We start from the raw sequence: 17449 nt of genomic DNA on the forward strand, positions 1-17449 counted from the left end.
CGTTACTTGTGGATCTCCACGGTCGCGTAGAGGGGGCCGTGGTCCGACTTGCCGTTCGGAGCCACTTCCCGCTCGTTCGGCGTGGTGTCCATGCGGTCGTAGTCCACGCCGCAGGAGGAGAACCGCGCCTTCTCGCCGGACTCCCCGGGGCTCGCGAAGATGTGGTCGAGGGTGCGGTAGACGTGCTTGCCGGCCTTGGCGTCCCACGCGTGGTGCGTGCCGCCGACCTTGTCGGTCAGCGCCTCGCACTCGCTCAGCATGCTCGTGAGCGGGTCGAGGTCTTCGGCCTTCGAGTTCCGGTTGAAGTCCCCGGTCAGGATGAACGGCTTGCCGTCCGGAGAGGTGAGCCGGGAGATCCGCTCCGCCTGCTCGGCGCCGCGCGGGTCGTCCCCGGGGACCAGGTGCGTGGTGCAGATGCGGTGGGACCACCCCTCGACGTCCGCGCACAGCAGCGGCATCACGTGCTCCCCGCTCTCCGGGGGCTCGTCGGAGAGGGTGTTGTCCTGCGAGGACGACTCGATCTTCCCGTGGACCGCGATGGCCACTCCCAGCTCGCCCGTGAGCGAGCCGCGGCACTCCGAGGCCCCGTCGGGCCGCGTACCGCGGGCCCGGAGGATGCTCCAGCCTTCGCCCAGGGCGCTCTTGAGCAGGGCGAGATGGCTGCCCGTGGCCCCGCCGCAGACCTCCTGCAGGGTGACGACGTCGGCGTTGCGTTCGTCGACCATCTCGACGATCTCGCGCACCGTCAGATCGGGCCGGTTGCGGTTGGGGCAGAAGCCGCGCTTGCCGCGCTGTCCGCCCGCCTCCCCGCAGATGTTCCAGTTCAGTACGTTGACGTGGCCGGGGCCGGCCGCCGGCGCGGGCTCCGGCCGGTCCTCCTCGGAGGTCATGGCGTACCCCGCGGCCCCCAGCAGCACGGCGATCACCGCGCACAGCACCGTCACGACGACCGGCGCCGGTATCCGGGAGAACCGGGAGGGAGGCCGTGAACTGTTGTTTCGCGGGTACATCCGATTCATTATCCGAGGTCGCGGCCGGTGCCGGGACACCGGGTCGGGAATGGGCGGAAGACGGCGGCGCCCGCCCCCGCCCCCGGGGTACGGAGGCGGGGGCGGGCGCCGTGGGTCACGCGGTGCGGCGGCGGATCAGACCGGAACGCTCGCCAGGCCCGGGGCCAGGAACTTCTTGCCGTTGACCCGCTCGGAGACGCCCTCACGGTCCAGGTACGGGGTGACACCGCCCAGGTGGAAGGGCCAGCCCGCGCCCGTGATCAGGCAGAGGTCGATGTCCTGGGCCTCGGCCACGACACCCTCCTCCAGCATCAGGCCGATCTCCTGCGCCACCGCGTCCAGGACGCGGTCGCGGACCTGCTCCTCGGTCAGGACGACGTCGCCCTGCACGAGGAGGGCGGCGACCTCGGGGTCCAGCTCCGGCTTGCCGGAATCGTAGACGTAGAAGCCGCGCTTGCCGGCCTTGACCACGGCGGCCAGGTTCGGGGACACGGTGAAGCGCTCCGGGAAGGCGCGGTTCAGGGTCTCGGAGACGTGCAGACCGATCGCCGGGCCGACGAGCTCCAGGAGCACCAGCGGGGACATCGGCAGGCCGAGCGGCTCGATGGCCTTCTCGGCGGTGACCACCGGGGTGCCCTCGTCGATGACGTTCTGGATCTCGCCCATGAAGCGGGTCAGGATGCGGTTCACGACGAACGCCGGGGCGTCCTTGGTGAGGACCGCGGTCTTCTTCAGCTTCCGCGCGACACCGAAGGCCGTGGCCAGCGAGGCGTCGTCGGTCTGCTCGCCGCGGACGATCTCCAGCAGCGGGAGGATCGCGACGGGGTTGAAGAAGTGGAAGCCGACCACGCGCTCCGGGTGCTGGAGCTTGGAGGCCATCTCGGAGACCGACAGCGAGGAGGTGTTGGTGGCGAGGATCGCGTGCGCCGGGGCGACCGCCTCGACCTCCGCGAACACCTTCTGCTTGACGGACATCTCCTCGAACACGGCCTCGATGATGAAGTCCGCGTCCGCGAAGCCCTCGGCCTTGTCCAGGACGCCCGACACCAGGGCGGTCAGGCGGTTGGCCTTGTCCTGGTTGATGCGGCCCTTGCCGAGCAGCTTCTGGATCTCGGCCTGGACGTAGCCCACGCCCTTGTCCACGCGCTCCTGGTCGATGTCGGTGAGGACCACCGGCACCTCCAGGCGGCGCAGGAACAGCAGCGCCAGCTGCGAGGCCATCAGGCCCGCGCCGACGACGCCGACCTTGGTGACCGGGCGGGCCAGGTTCTTGTCCGGGGCGCCGGCCGGGCGCTTGGCGCGCTTCTGGACCAGGTTGAAGGCGTAGATGCCGGAGCGCAGTTCGCCGCCCATGATGAGGTCGGCCAGGGCCGCGTCCTCGGCGTCGAAGCCCTTCTGCAGGTCGCCGTCCTTGGCCGCCTCGATGATCTCCAGCGCGCGGTAGGCGGCCGGGGCCGCGCCGTGCACCTTGGAGTCGGCGATGAAGCGGCCCTTGGCCACGGCCGCGTCCCAGGCCTCGCCGCGGTCGATCTCCGGGCGGACGACCTCGGTGGTGCCGTTCAGCACGTTCGCGGTCCACAGGAGCGACTGCTCCAGGAAGTCCGCGCCGTCGAACAGCGCGTCCGCGATGCCCAGCTCGAAGACCTGCTTGCCCTTGAGCTGCCGGTTCTGGTTCAGCGAGTTCTCGATGATGACCGAGACCGCGCGCTCGGCGCCGATCAGGTTCGGCAGCAGGGCGCAGCCGCCCCAGCCGGGAACCAGGCCGAGGAAGACCTCGGGCAGCGAGAAGGCCGGGATGGCCTTGGAGACGGTGCGGTAGGTGCAGTGCAGACCGACCTCGACACCGCCGCCCATCGCCGCGCCGTTGTAGTAGGCGAAGGTGGGGACGGCCAGCGCCGCGAGGCGCTTGAAGACGTCGTGGCCGCCCTTGCCGATGGCGAGCGCCTCGTCGTGCTTCTTCAGCAGCTCGACGCCCTTGAGGTCGGCGCCGACCGCGAAGATGAACGGCTTGCCGGTCAGGCCCGCACCGACGATGGAGCCCGCGAGGGCCTCCTGCTCGACCTGGTCGATCGCCGCGTTCAGGTTGGCGAGGGACTGCGGGCCGAAGGTGGTCGGCTTGGTGTGGTCCAGGCCGTTGTCCAGCGTGATGAGCGCGAAGCGCCCGGCGCCGAACGGCAGGTCCAGGTGGCGTACGAGCGCGCGCGTGACGACCTCGTCCGGGAACAGCTCGGCCGCGCCCTTCAGGAGCTCAGTGGTGGTGGTGCTCACTTGCTGTCTCCCTCGGCGGTGAAGTTCGGGTTCTCCCAGATGACCGTGGCGCCCATGCCGAAGCCGACGCACATGGTGGTCAGGCCGTAGCGGACCTCCGGCTGCTCCTCGAACTGGCGGGCCAGCTGCGTCATCAGGCGTACGCCCGAGGAGGCGAGCGGGTGGCCGAAGGCGATGGCGCCGCCGTACTGGTTGACGCGCGCGTCGTCGTCGGCGATGCCGTAGTGCTCCAGGAACGCCAGGACCTGGACCGCGAAGGCCTCGTTGACCTCGAAGAGGCCTATGTCCTCGATCGTCAGACCGGCCTGGGCCAGCGCCTTCTCGGTGGCCGGGATCGGGCCGTAGCCCATGACCTCCGGCTCGACACCCGCGAAGGAGTACGAGACCAGGCGCATCTTGACCGGGAGGTTGTTCTCGCGGGCGAAGTCCTCGGACGCGATGATCGCGGCCGTGGCACCGTCGTTGAGACCGGCGGCGTTGCCCGCAGTGACCTTGCCGTGGGTACGGAAGGGGGTCTTGAGGTTCGCCAGGTTCTCCAGGGTGGTCCCCGGACGCATCGGCTCGTCGGCGGTGACCAGGCCCCAGCCCGTCTCACCGGCCGCCTCGTTGTTGTTGCGCACCGAGATCGGCACCAGGTCCTGCTGGATCTTGCCGTCGGCGTACGCCTTGGCGGCCTTCTCCTGCGAGCGCACGGCGTACTCGTCGGCGCGGAGCTTGGTGATCGTCGGGTACCGGTCGTGCAGGTTCTCGGCGGTCATGCCCATGAACAGGGCGGACTCGTCGACCAGCTTCTCGGAGACGAAGCGCGGGTTCGGGTCCACGCCCTCGCCCATGGGGTGGCGGCCCATGTGCTCGACACCGCCGGCGAGGGCGACGTCGTACGCACCGAAGGCCACGCCGCCCGCGACGGCGGTCACGGCGGTGAGCGCGCCGGCGCACATGCGGTCGATGGAGTAGCCCGGGACGGACTGCGGGAGGCCCGCGAGGATGCCGGCCGTGCGGCCCAGCGTCAGGCCCTGGTCGCCGATCTGCGTGGTCGCGGCGATGGCGACCTCGTCGATCTTCGCGGGGTCCAGGTCCGGGTTGCGGCGCAGCAGCTCCCGGATCGCCTTGACGACGAGATCGTCGGCGCGGGTCTCGTTGTAGATGCCCTTCGGGCCCGCCTTGCCGAACGGGGTGCGGACGCCGTCGACGAAGACGACGTCCCTGACGGTACGAGGCACGTTGGCTCTCCTCCAGGTGCGGGTGTGCACTGCTGCGCGGGGGCGCGTTCATTGCTGAGCGCCCGCTCACCTCATCATGCTACTTGTCGGTAACCGGCATGCACACCCCCCTCGGAAGGAGCGGCGAAGGTCACACTCCGCGGGGGTCCGGTTCGGCCCGGTCCGCAGCGCGGCTGGGGGCGGGGGCGACGGCGGCGATGTCCGCGGCCAGGGCGGCCGAGGACCGGACGGTGTCCGCCACGAAGGTGCGGCGGCGGACGCCCAGGGTGCGCAGGGCCGGTCCGTGGTCCGCCGCGACCACCACGGCCGCGGCGGCGAGCACGGCCCGCCAGGCCGTGACGGCCGCCCGGCGGGCCGGGACCGGCAGTGGTGCCAGGGCCTCGCGCAGGCGCAGGCAGTGGAAGGGGACGTGGCGCTCCTCGTCGGCCAGGATCAGCCGTGCCACCTCCGCGGCCAGCGGATCGGCGGCTCCGTCCCGCACGGCCCGGTAGTAGCGCAGGGCCACCACCTCCGCCACCATCAGCACGAGCAGCTCCACCCGCAGGCCCAGCAGTCGCCGCAACCGGACGAACACGGTGTCGCTCCAGTGCCCGGCCAGGGTGCCCGCGCCCCCCGCCTCCAGGAGCAGGGCCAGCATCCGCGCGTGGTTCTGCTCCTCGGCGACGAAGAGGCGTACGGCCCGTGCGTACACCGGATCGCCGGCCCGGTCGGCCTTGCCGATCAGCGCGGAGCCGTCCCCGTCCTCGCCCACCTGGAACCGCTGCAGGCTCCGGACCAGCTCCGCGGGGAGCTTCGCGCCCCGGCCCCACTCCGGGTCCCCCCGCCGGGCCCGCCGCTCCCGTTCGCTCTCGAAGTCGGCCACCCAGGTCTCGTATCCCCGCCCATGTTTGATCACGTTCAAAAGCTAGGCGTCTTTGAGCGTGTTCAAAAGGAGCGGGGGCCGGCTGTAGCGGAACCGGGACATGGACGCGGACACGCGGAAGCCCCCGGCCCGAAGGCCGGGGGCTTCCGCGTGCGGAACGGGCGCGTCAGTCCTCGGTCGCGGGATCGGGCTCGATCACGGACGGGGTCGCGGCCAGGGCCGTGACCAGGGCGTCCGTCACCTGCTCGATCTGCCACGGGCGGGCTCCGTACCCCGCCAGGGCCTCGGCCACCGCCTCGCGCTCCAGCCGCGCCGGCGGCTCCCAGCACAGCCGGCGGACCGTGTCGGGGGTGATCAGGTTCTCCTGCGGCAGGTTCAGCCCCTCCGCCAGCGCCGAGACGGCCGTCCGGGCCGCGGCGAGCCGCTCCGCGGCCACCGGGTCCTTGTCCGCCCAGGAGCGCGGCGGCGGCGGACCCGCCGGGGTCGCCCCCGGCTGCGGCAGTTCGGCCTCGGGCAGAGCCTTCGCCCGTTCCACGGCGGCCATCCACTGGTCCAGCTGGCGCCTGCCCATGCGCTGCCCGTAGCCGGGCAGGGCGGAGAGGGCCTGCACGTTCAGCGGCATGGCGAGCGCGGCCTCGACGATCGCGGCGTCACCCAGCACCTTGCCCGGTGACACGTCACGTCGCTGCGCGATCCGGTCCCGGGACTCCCACAGCTCCCGGACCACGGCCATCTGCCGGCGCCGGCGCACCTTGTGCATGCCGGACGTACGGCGCCACGGGTCCTTGCGCGGCGGCGCGGGCGGTGCGGAGGCGATGGCGTCGAACTCCTGGTGGGCCCATTCCAGCTTGCCCTGCCGGTCCAGCTCCTTCTCCAGCGCGTCCCTCAGGTCCACGAGCAGCTCCACGTCGAGCGCGGCGTAGCGCAGCCACGGCTCGGGGAGCGGACGGGTGGACCAGTCGACGGCGGAGTGCCCCTTCTCCAGCACGTAGCCGAGGACGCTCTCGACCATCGCGCCGAGTCCGACCCGGGGGAAGCCGGCGAGGCGGCCGGCCAGCTCGGTGTCGAAGAGGGAGGTGGGCGCCATGCCTATTTCGCGGAGGCACGGAAGGTCCTGGGTGGCGGCGTGCAGGATCCACTCGGTGCCGGACAGCGCCTCGCCCAGGGAGGAGAGGTCGGGGCAGCCCACCGGGTCGATCAGTGCGGAGCCCGCGCCTTCGCGGCGCAGCTGTACGAGGTAGGCGCGCTGGCCGTAGCGGTAGCCGGAGGCGCGCTCGGCGTCCACGGCGACGGGGCCGGTGCCCGCAGCGAAGGCCGCGACCACCTCGGCGAGCGCGACCGCGTCGGCGACCACCGGAGGGATGCCCTCACGGGGTTCTAGCAAGGGAATCGGCAGCCCGTCGGACGAAACCTCGTCGTCCGGGGGGCCGCCCCCGGTGGTGGTGCGCAGGCCTGCTGCGGTTTCTTGGGCGTCGGTCACCGGTCAAGGGTATCCGTGGATACGACGCGCCCGTCGCCGGAACGTTCCGGCGACGGGCGCGAAGGGGGAGGACGGACGTTGCCCCGGGTTCTCCGGGAGTTCTCCCGGGGGCCTTCGGGGGATATCGGCCGGGTCAGTGGATGATCCCGGTGCGCAGGGCGACGGCGACCATCCCGGCCCGGTCGCCGGTGCCCAGCTTGCGGGCGATCCGTGCGAGGTGGGACTTGACGGTCAGGGCGGACAGGCCCATCGACACACCGATGGCCTTGTTGGACTGGCCCTCCGCGACGAGGCGCAGGACCTCGACCTCGCGGCCGGAGAGCTCTCGGTAGCCGCCCGGGTGGCTCGGGGTACCCGGGGGGCGGCGGTGCATACGGGCCGCGGCGGCGCCGATGGGGGCGGCGCCGGGCCGGGACGGGAGCCCGATGTTGGTCCGGGTGCCGGTGACGACGTAGCCCTTCACTCCGCCCGCGAGGGCGTTGCGCACGGCGCCGATGTCGTCGGCGGCGGACAGGGCCAGGCCGTTCGGCCAACCGGCGGCGCGGGTCTCGGAGAGCAGGGTGAGACCGGAACCGTCGGGCAGGTGTACGTCGGCCACGCAGATGTCGCGCGGGCTGCCGATGCGTGGACGGGCCTCCGCGATGGACGACGCCTCGATCACGTCGCGTACCCCGAGGGCCCACAAATGGCGGGTCACGGTGGAACGCACGCGCGGGTCGGCCACGACGACCATGGCCGTCGGCTTGTTCGGGCGGTAGGCGACCAGGCTTGCGGGCTGCTCGAGAAGAACGGACACCTAGGCCTCCTGGGGGGAGTGGCGGGACGGCCGGCTCGGGGAAGGAAGCCGGTGCGAACCGTGCGGATGGTCTATGACTCCTTCGGCACGTCACCCGCCCGGCTTTAGGGAATGATCACGATTTGGTGAGTAACAATTCGGGCAATTCGGACGCACGATCGATCATAGGGTGATCAGAAGCCTGCAAGGGGTGCCCTGGAACGGCCTCCGGCCCGCGTCGGAGCGCGGGCCGGTGCGCAGATCGGAGTGCAGGCCGGAGGGGGTCGCGGCCTCGCGGAACTACCCCTGAGGGTGATGCGGGCCGCGCCGCTGGGGCAGCGAGACCACCCCGGTCACCGTCTCGGTCGGTCCGACCGGAGGCAGCCCCGCGATCTGGCACAGCAGTTCGCACCAGGCCGACAGGTGTGCGGCGGTGTCCGGCACCCCGCCCACTCCCTCGCGCGGCGTCCACGAGGCCCTGATCTCGATCTGGGTGGCAGGACGCCGCTCTCCGAGCCCGCCGAAGTAGTGCGAAGCGGCCATGGTGACGGTCCCGCTCGCCTCGCCGTACGTCAGCCCGCGCGCGTCCAGCGCCCCCGTCAGCCAGGACCAGCACACCTCGGGGAGGAGCGGGTCCACGGCCATCTCCGGCTCCAGTTCCGCCCGTACGAGCGTCACCAGCCGGAAGGTGCCCTGCCAGGCGTCGTGCCCGGCCGGGTCGTGCAAGAGGATCAGACGGCCGTCGGCCAGGTCCTCGTCACCGTCCACGACCGCCGCCTCCAGCGCGTACGCGTGGGGCGCCAGTCTCTGTGGCGGTTTGGTGGGGTCGATCTCGATCCCCTGCCGCAGCCTCGCCTTCTTCAAGCCGTCGACCGCCCGCCGGAACGGTAGTGGGACGGAGCTGTCCTTCGCGCTGTCCGTACCGTCAGCGCCATCTGAAAATCGTCCCTGAGCCGCAGCCATGCGGGGAAGACTAGGCGGAACGAGCGCCCGTACGGCGCAGGGACACCCGCACCGGGCCGGGCACTTCTTCATACGTGCGAAGATTTGAGTCGTGAGCGCCAACACCCGCCCCACGGGCACGCCGAGCCAGACGTACGATTCCGCCTTCCTGAAGGCGTGCCGGCGCGAGCCGGTGCCGCACACGCCCGTGTGGTTCATGCGGCAGGCGGGGCGCTCGCTCCCCGAGTACCGCAAGGTGCGCGAGGGCACGCAGATGCTGGAATCCTGCATGCGGCCCGACCTGGTCACCGAGATCACGATGCAGCCGGTCCGGCGCCACAACGTGGACGCGGCCATCTTCTTCTCCGACATCGTGGTCCCGCTGAAGGCCATCGGCATCGACCTGGACATCAAGCCGGGCATCGGCCCGGTCGTCGCCCAGCCGATCCGCCGCCGCGAGGACCTCGCACAGCTGCGCGACCTCACCCCGGAGGACGTCTCGTACGTCACCGAGGCGATCGGCATGCTCACGGGTGAACTCGGCTCCACGCCGTTGATCGGCTTCGCCGGCGCGCCCTTCACCCTCGCGAGCTACCTGGTCGAGGGCGGCCCCTCCAAGAACCACGAGCACACCAAGGCCCTCATGTACGGGGACCCGGAGCTCTGGGCCGACCTGCTGGACCGGCTCGCCGAGATCACCTCCTCCTTCCTGAAGGTCCAGATCGAGGCCGGCGCCTCCGCCATCCAGCTCTTCGACTCCTGGGTCGGCGCGCTCGCCCCGGCGGACTACCGCCGCTCGGTGATGCCCGCCTCCGCGAAGGTCCTGGAGTCCGTCGCCTCGTACGGGGTTCCGCGCATCCACTTCGGCGTGGGCACGGGCGAGCTGCTCGGCCTCATGGGCGAGGCCGGCGCGGACGTCATGGGCGTCGACTACCGGGTCTCCCTCGCCGACGCCGTCCACCGCGTCGGCCCCGGCAAGGCGCTCCAGGGCAACCTGGACCCGGCGGTCCTCTTCTCCACCCCCGAGGCGGTCGAGAAGAAGACGGACGAGGTCCTGGCCGCCGCGTCCGGCCTGGAGGGCCACATCTTCAACCTCGGCCACGGCGTCCTCCCGACGACCAACCCGGACGCCCTGACCCGCCTGGTGGACTACGTCCACACGCAGACGCAGCGCTAGCCCCTGCGGGGTGCCGGGGCGGGGGGCCTTCTCCCCGCCCCGCCCTTTCTCCGTTTCCTGGGGCTCCGCCCCAGACCCCGGTCCTCAAACGCCGGACGGGCTGAAATCGCCGCTGCGCGGCATCACCTACACCCCCGCCGCCCGCACCGCGGTCACCGCCTTGCGGGCTGCTACCAGGACCGGGTCCCAGACCGGGGAGAACGGTGGGGCGTAGCCCAGGTCCAGGGTGACGAGCTGGTCCACCGTCATGCCGGCCGTCAGGGCCACCGCGGCGGCGTCCACCCGCTTCGCGGAGCCCGCGCCGCCGACGATCTGGACGCCCAGGAGGCGGCCCGTGCGGCGTTCCGCCAGCATCTTCACCGTCATCTCCGCCGCGTCCGGGTAGTAGCCCGCCGTGTTCGTCGAGCTGATGGTGGCGGTGACGAAGCGGAGGCCGACGGCGAGGGCGTCGCGCTCGCGCAGGCCCGTCCGGGCGATCTCCAGGTCGCAGACCTTGCTCACGGCCGTGCCGACCACGCCCGGGAAGGTCGCGTAGCCGCCGCCGACGCCCGAACCGATGACCTGGCCGTGCTTGTTCGCGTGCGTGCCCAGCGCAATGTGCCGCATCCGGCCCGACACCAGGTCCAGGACCTCCACGCAGTCGCCGCCCGACCAGATGTTCTCGTGGCCGCGCACCCGCATGGAGAGGTCGGTCAGCAGACCGCCCGACTCGCCCAGCGGCAGGCCCGCCGCGCGGGCCAGGGCCGTGCGCGGCTCGACGCCGATGCCGAGGACGACCACGTCCGCCGGGTACTCCTCCCCGGCCGCCGTGGTCACCGCGCGGGCCCGGCCCTCCCCGTCGGTGAGGATCTGCGTGACCTCGGCGCGGGCGACCGTACGGATCCCCATGCGGTTCATCGCGCTGTGCACCAGGCCGCCCATGTCCGGGTCCAGCGTGGACATCGGCTGCTCGCCCCGGTGCAGCACGGTGACCTCGAAGCCCCGCCCGAGCAGCGCTTCCGCCATCTCCACGCCGATGTACCCGGCGCCCACGACCACCGCCCGGCGGCCCGCCGTCCGTTCCAGATCGGCCATCAGCCGCTGCCCGTCGTCCAGCGTCTGCACCCCGTGCACCCCGTGCGCGCCGATGCCGGGCAGCCGGGGGCGGACCGGACGGGCGCCCGTGGCGAGGACGAGCTTGTCGTACTCCGTCCAGTACTCGGAACCGGAGTCCAGATCGCGGGCGCGCACCCGCTGTCCCGCGAGGTCCAGCTCCACGACCTCCGTCCGCGTCCGCAGGTCGATGTCCCGTGCGCGGTGCTCCTCGGGCGTGCGGGCGATCAGCTGCTCCGGGCCGTCGACCAGGCCGCCGATCCAGTACGGGATCCCGCACGCGGAGTACGAGGTGAAGTGCCCGCGCTCGAAGGCGGTGATCTCCAGCTCCGCCGGGCCCCTGAGCCGCCGGGCCTGTGACGCGGCGGACATGCCCGCCGCGTCACCACCCACCACCACCAGCCGTTCCGTGCCGTTCGCCATGCGCCCGTACCGTCCTTCCCCGCCGCGTCCGTGCCTGCGGGCTCCACGCTACGGGCGCACGAGTGGTCAGTCCTGGACCGGTGGCGGCGTCGCGGCCGGACGGTCCGCGTCCGCCGGAGCGGCCGCCGTGTGCGCCGGCCACTTCGGCCCGCCCTGTGCGGGAAGCCGCCCGGACGCGCCGGGCTTCTCCTTCGCCGGCCGCCACTTGCGGTACTGGCGGAAGGCGAGCAGCAGGAAGCCGACGGTGAGCAGGAACGGCGAGGCCGCGGCGAGCGCCATCAGGACGTAGAGGAGCACGGCGGCGAAGGCCTTCCAGCCCCCCGCCAGGGCGTCGAGGAAGCCCGGATCCGGCTTCTTCGCCTCCTTGGCCGGCGGCTTCCCCGGCTCCGAGAACGTCAGCGTGATCGTGCCGAGCGAGGTCTGGTCCTTGAGCGCCGTCTGCTGGGCGAGCAGCGACTCCAGATCGGCCTGGCGCTTGCTGAGCTCGGACTCCAGCGTGACCACCTCGGACAGCCCCGAGGCCTTCTCCATCATCTCGCGCACCCGCGCCACGCTCGCCTGCTGGGACTTGACCCGGCTGTCGACGTCCGCGACCTTCTGGGTCACGTCCTGCGCCTCCACCTTGCGGTTGAGGAGCTTTCCGCTGCCCTCCATCGCGGCCAGCACCGCGTCGAAGCGCTCGCCGGGCACCCGCAGGGTCACCGTCGAGGTCATCGCCCCGTCGTCTCCGCGCGCCGTGGACTCGTTGCCCACGTACCCGCCCGCGTTCTCCGCCGCCGTCCGGGCCCCGGCCGTCGCCTTCTGGACGTCCGCCGTCTCCACGCCCAGCGAGGCCGTCCGGATGATCTGCGTCCGCGCGGCGGGAGCCGGCGGCTGGTTCTTCTCGGAGCCCGGGGCCGGCGCCCCCGACGCGGCCGCCTCCGGGGCCGCCGCCCCGCCCTGCCCGGGGGCCGCCTCCGGCGCCTTCGCGTCCGCCGCGACCCCCGCCTTGTCGGCCATGGTGTCGGCGCCGGAGCCGCAGCCGGTGAGGACGAGGGCTCCGGTCAGGGAGAGCGCGGCCAGGGCCGTCGCCGAACGCCGCCCGTACCGTCCGTAACGTCTGTGCTGGGTCTGCATCGTGAGGTACCCCCGGAAATCTCGGCATCGTCGGATGGGCTCGTGCCTGTGCTTCGACGTTCTGACGTCCGGGGTCCGGTCCCGGGTTTCGTACGCACGGTCCCGAGCTGATGCCGAAGCGGTCACGGTCAGGCCTCGGCGAACGGCCGGTGAGCGGTCTGAGACGATGTGTCCATGCACGAAGCGGACACGCGTACGGACCGGCCGGGCCCCGCCGGCCACGTCGTCGTCATCGGCGGCGGGATCGCGGGCCTCGCGGCGGCCCACCGGCTGCTCGCCGAGGGCCTGCGCGTCACCCTCCTGGAGGCCGGCCCGCGCCTCGGCGGCAAGCTGCGCTCCGGCGAACTGGCCGGCCTGCGCGTGGACCTCGGCGCCGAATCCGTCCTCGCACGCCGCCCCGAAGCACTCGAACTGGCCCGCGCCGTCGGCCTCGGCGAGGCCCTGCAGCCGCCCGCCACCGCCACCGCCCGCCTGTGGACCCGCGGCGCGCTGCGCCCCCTGCCGGGCGGTCACGTCATGGGCGTGCCCGGCGACCTGGCCCCGCTCGCCGCCTCCGGAGTGCTTTCCGCCGAGGGCCTGGCCCGCGCCGGGGCCGAGGACGGGCTGGAGCGCGAGGAGATCGGCGAGGACGTGGCGCTCGGCGAGTACGTCGCCGCCCGCCTGGGCCACGAGGTCGTCGACCGGCTCGTGGAACCGCTGCTCGGCGGGGTCTACGCCGGCAACGCCTACCGCATCTCCATGCGGGCGGCCGTCCCCCAGCTCTTCGAGGCCGCCCGCACCCACGCCTCCCTCGGCGAGGGCGTACGGGACCTGCAGGCCCGGGCGGCCCGCGCCGGGCAGACCGGGCCCGTCTTCTCCGGCATCGACGGCGGCATCGGCCGGCTCCCGCTCGCCGTCGCCGAAGCCTGCCGCGCGGCCGGGGCCCTGATCCTCCTCGACGCGCCCGCGCGCGAGCTGACCCGTACCGCCACCGGCTGGCGCGTGGTAGCCGCCGTCCCCGGCGGGGCCGAGACCATCGAGGCCGACGCCGTGGTCCTCGCCGTCCAGGCCGGACCTGCCGCCCGCCTGCTCGACCGGATCGCGCCCGCGGCCGCCACCGAGCTGCGCGGGGTCGAGTACGCCTCCATGGCCCTGGTCACGATGGCCCTGCGCCGCTCCGACCTGCCCGCCGGGATCGCCGACGGCGGCGCGAGCGGGTTCCTCGTACCGCCCGTGGACGGCCGGACGATCAAGGCCTCGACCTTCTCCAGCAACAAGTGGGCCTGGGCCGGGACCGATCCCGACCTCTTCCTGCTGCGCACCTCCGTCGGCCGGCACGGCGACGAGGGCGACCTCAAGCGTTCGGACGAGGAACTGGTCGAGGTCTCCCTCACCGACCTCGGCGCGGCCGTGGGCCTCGGCCCCGCCGCCCGCCCGGTGGCCTCCACCGTCACCCGCTGGGACGGCGGCCTGCCCCAGTACCCCGTCGGCCACCTCGGCCGGGTGGCCCGGATCCGCTCCGCCGTCGCGGCGCTGCCGGGCCTCGCGGTGTGCGGAGCCGTGTACGACGGGGTCGGCATTCCGGCCTGCATCGCGAGCGCGGGCAAGGCCGCCGACGTGGTGATCGCCACGTTGGGGACCGCTGGGGCACCCCTGGCACCGACCACTGATCAGCACACGGGACAATAGACACATGACTGCACCAGAGAAGATTCCCAACGCGGGGAAGAAGGCGAAGGACCTCAACGAGGTCATCCGCTACACCCTGTGGTCCGTCTTCAAGCTGAAGGACGTGCTCCCCGAGAACCGCGCCGGCTTCGCCGACGAGGTCCAGGAGCTGTTCGACCAGCTGGCCGCCAAGGACATCACCGTCCGCGGCACCTATGACGTCTCCGGCCTGCGCGCCGACGCGGACATCATGATCTGGTGGCACGCGGAGACCTCCGACGAGCTGCAGACCGCGTACAACCTGTTCCGCCGCACCAAGCTGGGCCGCGCGCTGGAGCCGGTCTGGTCGAACATGGCCCTGCACCGCCCGGCCGAGTTCAACAAGTCCCACATCCCGGCCTTCCTGGCCGACGAGACGCCGCGCGACTACGTCAGCGTCTACCCCTTCGTGCGCAGCTACGACTGGTACCTGCTGCCCGACGAGGACCGTCGCCGCATGCTCAAGGACCACGGCCTGATGGCCCGCGGCTACCCCGACGTGCGCGCCAACACCGTCGCCTCCTTCTCGCTCGGCGACTACGAGTGGCTGCTGGCCTTCGAGGCCGACGAGCTGTACCGCATCGTCGACCTCATGCGTCACCTGCGCGCCTCCGAGGCCCGCATGCACGTCCGCGAAGAGGTGCCCTTCTACACCGGGCGCCGCAAGTCCGTCGCCGATCTGGTGGCCGGACTCGCCTGAGACCTCCCCTGGGGGGAAGGACCGGAGGCACGCTGACCGCGTCCTCCGGGGATCGGGAGGCCCTGCCCCCGAATCGACGCAGCCGGAGATCCCGCCCGGAAGTTCAGACGACTGGCGGCAGCAGTGCCCTGGGGTGCCCCTGGGCCACCGCTGCCCGGTCGTCCAGCGACACCGGTGCGGGCTCCGGATGCGGCGCACACGTGACACGCCGCCCCGGGGTGTCACCCGTCAGCAAGTACCGCTCCATGTGGGCATCCACGCAGCCATTGCGTCCGCCGACCACCCCGTGGGTGCCGGCCCCCGCCTCCGTCACCAGCCCGGCCCGCGGCCCGAGCCGCCGCTGGAGCTCCAGCGCACCCCCGTACGGGGTGGCGCCGTCGAGCTCGGCCGCGACGATCAGCGTGCGGGGGAGCGGGGCGCCCGGCCGTGCCCCCACGTCCACCGGCCGCTGCCGCTCGCGCACCGGCCAGAAGGCGCAGGGCAGGTTCAGGAAGGCGTTGGCCCAGGTCTCGAAGGGGGCCGTGCGGGCCAGCTCGGTGTTGTCGCGGTCCCAGGTCTCCCAGTCGGCGGGCCACGGGGCGTCGTTGCACAGGGTCGCCGTGTAGACGGCCGTGGCGTTCTCGCCCTCCACGGCCGCCGCCGGGTCCGGGGCGGCGAGCTCCACGAGCGGGCGCGGATCACCGCGCAGGAACGCCGCCAGGGCCGCCGCGCGGTCCGGCCAGACCTCGTCGTAGTACGCGGCCCGCAGGTACGCGGAGTGCAGCTGCCCGGTGCCGACCCTCCCGCCCGCCGGTTCGCGGGCGAGCGCCGCCCGCACCCGCTCGTAACTGGCCCGCACCGCTTCGGCGGTGGAGCCGAGCCCGTACGCGGCGTGGTGGCGGGCCGTCCAGGCGAGGAAGTCCGCCCAGCGGCGCTCGAAGCCGGGGGCCTGGGCGAGGTTGTTGCGGTACCAGACCTTGCGGGGGTCGGGGTCGACGGCCGAGTCGAAGACCATCCGGCGGACGTGCCCCGGGTAGAGGGTGGCGTACACCGCGCCGAGATAGGTGCCGTACGAGGCCCCCATGAAGGTCAGCCCGCTCTCGCCGAGGGCTGCGCGCAGTACGTGCAGGTCGCGGACGTTGTTCAGGGTGGTGTACGAGCCGAGGGTCGCCCCGGCCCGCTCCGCGCACCCGCGGGCGTAGGCCCGGGCGGCGGCGATCCGCCCCTCCTTGGCGGCGGCGTCCGGCCGTGCGCCGGCGGCCTCGGTCGGGGCCTCGGCGTACCGCGCGGGGTCCTGGCAGGACAGCGGGTGCCCCGAGCGGCCCACCCCGCGCGGGGCGTAGCCGACCAGGTCGTAGGCGGCCCCGATGCGGCGCCACTCGGGCAGGCCGGCGACGACCGGGAAGAACAGGCCGTTCCCGCCCGGCCCGCCGGGGTTGTAGACGAGCGCGCCCTGCCGCCGGACCCCGCCCGCGCCGGAGGCGGCGACGCGGCTGACGAGGATCTCCGTCCGCGCCCCGAAGGGCCGGGCATAGTCGACCGGGACCCGGAGCGTGCCGCAGCGCACCTCCGGTCCGAGCCCCTCGGCGACGGGACACGGCCCGAACTCCAGCCCGTCCCGGGCCCCCTGACGGGCCGCGAGTTCGGCCCCGGCGGCTTCGGCGGCTCCGGCGGCTCCGGCGGCCGCCCGGGCGACCGCCACCCGGGGCGGCTCCGGGGGAGCGGCCGCGGCGCCGGAGGTCATCGGCAGGGAGGCGGCCAGCGCGAGGGCGGCCAGCGTGGCCGTGGCGGGTACCCGGGTCATGCGCATGGCGGGCCTCTCATCTCATCGGACCGTCCGATGAGATCCGGCGGGCGGCCCCCTGTACAGGACCACCGGCCGGTGTCGCGCTCAATGCCCCCGTTGCCGCGGGATCCGCCCCCGCCTGCCGTAGGCGAGCGCCGCCCGCAGCTCGGGATCCGCGACCGCGCGCAGCCCCCGCAGGGCCACCGCGGTGAGCGAACCCCGCACGCCCCGCTCCCGGCCCAGCTGCACGAGGAGCCGCCGGCCGTCGGGGGAGGCCCACCCGGACTGTGCGTGCCCCTCGACGCGGGCGATCGCCAGGCAGCCCAGCGCGAGGATCAGCGGCAGCGCGAACCAGCACAGGATCATCCCGGTCGTGGTCCCCGGATCGGGCACGCACAGGGCGGCCACCGCCATGCCGAGGACCAGCAGGGTCGCCTGACGGACCGCCCGGATCCCCGCGGATATCTCCTGCTGGGCCCCGTCGCGCAGCGCGAGCCCGGCTTCTCCGAGCCGCTCCGCGAGGGCCCGTACGGCCGGGTCCCGGGCCGCGACCGCCCGTACGGAGGTCACCGGCTCCTGCCCGTCCGGCCCGAAGGCGCCGAGCACGGAGCACTCGTGTGGATCGCGCCCCACCGGATCGACCACCGTGGCCCAGCCGGTGTGGGCGAGCAGCAGCCGGCGCTGGCGCTGCATCGACAGCAGCGTCAGCTCGGCCACCCGCTCCGGGCCGCCGGCGAGGTAGGCGGCCTCGTACAGGTTCAGCTCGTCGTGCCGGCGGCGCGCGGCGGTGCCCGCAGGCGGGTCCGCCAGTTCGCCGGCGGCCTTCAGGAGGCGGGTGCACGCGAACAGCAGCCCTGCCCAGGCAAGGAGGAGGAACAGGACCCAGAACATGACCGATTTCTACAAGATGTGGAACCGGTCGGTACAGGC

General features: G+C 73.1%; 14 protein-coding genes. 3 read left to right on the plus strand and 11 right to left on the minus strand.

What is annotated here, in order from left to right:
* Nucleotides 1–2 precede the first annotated feature (2 nt).
* The 7 genes from NLX94_RS21195 to NLX94_RS21225 form a co-directional block, all read right to left on the minus strand.
* A complete protein-coding gene (locus NLX94_RS21195) occupies nucleotides 3–1010 on the minus strand; it encodes an endonuclease/exonuclease/phosphatase family protein (protein WP_254384560.1) in 1008 nt (335 codons plus the stop codon).
* 135 nt (nucleotides 1011–1145) lie between these two features.
* Nucleotides 1146–3278: a 3-hydroxyacyl-CoA dehydrogenase NAD-binding domain-containing protein gene (locus NLX94_RS21200; RefSeq protein WP_254384561.1), complete on the minus strand. Its 2133-nt coding sequence runs from the start codon at nucleotides 3276–3278 to the stop codon at nucleotides 1146–1148.
* Nucleotides 3275–4501: an acetyl-CoA C-acyltransferase gene (locus tag NLX94_RS21205; protein WP_254384562.1), complete on the minus strand. Its 1227-nt coding sequence runs from the start codon at nucleotides 4499–4501 to the stop codon at nucleotides 3275–3277. Before NLX94_RS21205 ends, NLX94_RS21200 begins: the two co-directional genes overlap by 4 nt.
* A 130-nt stretch (nucleotides 4502–4631) precedes the next feature.
* Nucleotides 4632–5402: a ferritin-like domain-containing protein gene (locus NLX94_RS21210; protein WP_374683996.1), complete on the minus strand. Its 771-nt coding sequence runs from the start codon at nucleotides 5400–5402 to the stop codon at nucleotides 4632–4634.
* Between the two features lie 127 nt (nucleotides 5403–5529).
* Nucleotides 5530–6843, minus strand: a complete 1314-nt coding sequence (locus NLX94_RS21215) for a ribonuclease D (protein WP_254384564.1) — start codon at nucleotides 6841–6843, stop codon at nucleotides 5530–5532.
* 133 nt (nucleotides 6844–6976) lie between these two features.
* Entirely contained in the window at nucleotides 6977–7639 is a 663-nt protein-coding gene (locus tag NLX94_RS21220) for a response regulator transcription factor (RefSeq protein WP_254384565.1), read from the minus strand.
* 279 nt (nucleotides 7640–7918) lie between these two features.
* Nucleotides 7919–8581 (minus strand): DUF3000 domain-containing protein, encoded by a 663-nt coding sequence (locus NLX94_RS21225; protein ID WP_243331447.1) that lies wholly within the window; start codon nucleotides 8579–8581, stop codon nucleotides 7919–7921.
* Nucleotides 8582–8672: 91 nt separating this feature from the next.
* On the opposite strand from NLX94_RS21225, the gene hemE reads away from it, so the two are divergent.
* On the plus strand, nucleotides 8673–9737 hold the full coding sequence (gene hemE, locus NLX94_RS21230) for a uroporphyrinogen decarboxylase (RefSeq protein ID WP_254384566.1): 1065 nt from the start codon (nucleotides 8673–8675) through the stop codon (nucleotides 9735–9737).
* Nucleotides 9738–9863: 126 nt separating this feature from the next.
* On the opposite strand, the gene NLX94_RS21235 is transcribed toward hemE, so the two are convergent.
* Both NLX94_RS21235 and NLX94_RS21240 read right to left on the minus strand, forming a co-directional pair.
* Entirely contained in the window at nucleotides 9864–11252 is a 1389-nt protein-coding gene (locus NLX94_RS21235) for an FAD-dependent oxidoreductase (RefSeq protein ID WP_254384567.1), read from the minus strand.
* 66 nt (nucleotides 11253–11318) lie between these two features.
* Nucleotides 11319–12368 (minus strand): DUF4349 domain-containing protein, encoded by a 1050-nt coding sequence (locus NLX94_RS21240; RefSeq protein WP_254384568.1) that lies wholly within the window; start codon nucleotides 12366–12368, stop codon nucleotides 11319–11321.
* 174 nt (nucleotides 12369–12542) lie between these two features.
* Here NLX94_RS21240 and hemG point away from each other — a divergent pair, with 174 nt between their 5' ends.
* Together hemG and hemQ are read left to right on the plus strand one after the other, a co-directional pair.
* A complete protein-coding gene (gene hemG, locus NLX94_RS21245; protein ID WP_254384569.1) occupies nucleotides 12543–14036 on the plus strand; it encodes a protoporphyrinogen oxidase in 1494 nt (497 codons plus the stop codon).
* 4 nt (nucleotides 14037–14040) lie between these two features.
* Nucleotides 14041–14754, plus strand: a complete 714-nt coding sequence (gene hemQ, locus NLX94_RS21250; RefSeq protein ID WP_254384570.1) for a hydrogen peroxide-dependent heme synthase — start codon at nucleotides 14041–14043, stop codon at nucleotides 14752–14754.
* A 103-nt stretch (nucleotides 14755–14857) separates the two neighbouring features.
* Here the strand turns inward: hemQ and NLX94_RS21255 are convergent, their stop codons facing one another.
* Entirely contained in the window at nucleotides 14858–16543 is a 1686-nt protein-coding gene (locus NLX94_RS21255) for an alpha/beta hydrolase (RefSeq protein ID WP_254384571.1), read from the minus strand.
* Between the two features lie 81 nt (nucleotides 16544–16624).
* Entirely contained in the window at nucleotides 16625–17410 is a 786-nt protein-coding gene (locus NLX94_RS21260) for a TIGR04222 domain-containing membrane protein (RefSeq protein ID WP_254384572.1), read from the minus strand.
* Nucleotides 17411–17449 lie beyond the last annotated feature (39 nt).

The sequence above is a fragment of the Streptomyces sp. TBY4 genome (assembly GCF_024213195.1).
GTDB lineage: Bacteria > Actinomycetota > Actinomycetes > Streptomycetales > Streptomycetaceae > Streptomyces.